Genomic DNA, 1780 nt, shown 5'->3' with positions numbered 1-1780 from the left:
GATGTTCCCGTTGAACTGCGGGTGCGTTGCATCCTCGTATTTAAGTTCCATACTGAACTCGTTGCTCGTGCTGCTTTTCAGCCAGCCCCGCTCATTGTAGCGAAAATCTGTATGCTGCGTGAATGGCGCTCACATTTCGGTCTTAGCGAGACGCTAAGACCAGTTAGGGGGTACAGGGACTGGATGCGGAGAACCGCTCGCACGTGTTCGCAACAATAGACGCTTTCATAAAGGCCGCAAAGCTGAAGAGCATAGCGGCAATGTAAAATAGCAAAGCCCAACAGTTTTAAACTGCTGGGCTTTGCTATGCAAGCTACATTTTGATCTTAGCGAGACGCTAAGATCAGTTCGGGTACTGTAGATAATTTTATAACAAAGTCTAAACTCATATCTCAATGATGTGTTTCCCCTATAATTTTACCATCACTACTATAGGTAATCCAGTCACCTGTCTTTTCTCCAAATTTATAATGAGAAACTGATTTTAATTTCCCGGTCTCGAAGTAGGTTTTCCATTCCCCATTTTTTTTCCCTTTTAGATAGTAGCCAACTTGACTGATATTGCCGTTTTCGTGCCAGATGGTAAACTGGCCTTCACGTACACCTTCGGGAGTAAAGTATTCGATTGAATTTAGGTGTCCGTCTGAAAAAAAGAACTTTAGGGTATCCACAAACTTACCTCCCTTATAATTAGCAAGGACGTGTACCTTTCCATTTTTAAACCACTGCTTAGACAATCCTTCTTCTTTTCCATCATGGAAAAAAAATTCTCCTAACTTATTGCCGTTTTCATACCAACTAAGCCATTTTCCTTCTCGCTTCCCGTTAATTACTTTTCCATACTCAAATTTCTCACCCGTTGGATAATACTCTGTTCTATAGCTTCCAGATTTACAAGAGTAAATCAGAAGGATACTAAAAAGCAATCCAATAATATATTTAAACCTCATAATTACAATCCTCTATAATCTCCATTTTGGTAAGAATTAAGCCCTCTCTTTAATTCGTACATCATTGTTTCATAAGTACCTTTGGCATCTTTAGGAATATTCAGAATAGAATTACCTATAGATTTAAGTTCCTTACTTACGCTTTGCATTAGATCGCCATATGTTTTTGGTGCTTCTACCCAATCCTTCGCTGATGAAAAGGTTGATTCCCCAGCCGCCTTACCAGCTAACCAATCCCTGCCTATAGAAATAAATCCATTAATTACTTTATTTTGCCCTGTTGTTTTTAAATCCTCTATTGGCTTAGAGCTGAACCCTTCTTCCTTTGCCCTAGAAACCATTAAATTATAGGCACCTTTATCTTGGCGGATAGCGTTTCCCAATTCCCCAACCGTTTCGTAAAAAGTTTTGGCAGGCGTTAATCCATTATCCTTGCTCAGCCTATCGGTTATATCTTTAGGTTTATCGTTGGTGTTTAATATAACCTTGTTATTTTGGTCAACAAACGTATCGAATTTATCATCATTAACTTCAATTCTTTTTAACTCTTTGGTTTCTGTGTTAAATCTCCATACATCAGTTGGTGCCATCCCATCAGGGTCAATGAAACGTATTGGATTACCAAAAGCATAATTATACGGACTGAACCTACGCATCTTATCAGCAAGTGGGTCTATCGTACTGAAACGCCCTATAACGGGATCATAGAACCTTGCGCCATAATCGTACTGTCCTAGCTCCTCCTGCAACTCCTTGCCATTATAAAGGTACTTATTTGTATTTGAATTTGGCGAATTCATCTTTCTTAAACCAAAAGCATAGTAGTCATC

2 protein-coding genes are annotated in these 1780 nt (G+C 39.3%); both read right to left on the bottom strand.

All coding sequences use genetic code 11. The features are described 5' to 3' along the window. Window positions 1–392: 392 nt before the first annotated feature. Window positions 393–950, bottom strand: a complete 558-nt coding sequence (locus ASF92_RS20735) for a toxin-antitoxin system YwqK family antitoxin (protein ID WP_056097675.1) — start codon at window positions 948–950, stop codon at window positions 393–395. Window positions 951–952: 2 nt separating this feature from the next. Further along, window positions 953–1780 (bottom strand): RHS repeat domain-containing protein (locus ASF92_RS20730; RefSeq protein WP_197413354.1); only part of this gene is annotated, 828 nt, incomplete at its 5' end.

The sequence above is a fragment of the Pedobacter sp. Leaf176 genome (genome assembly GCF_001424305.1).
GTDB lineage: Bacteria > Bacteroidota > Bacteroidia > Sphingobacteriales > Sphingobacteriaceae > Pedobacter.
The sequence above is the reverse complement of the archived record's forward strand: the minus strand, read 5'-3'. Positions and strand labels throughout refer to the sequence as shown.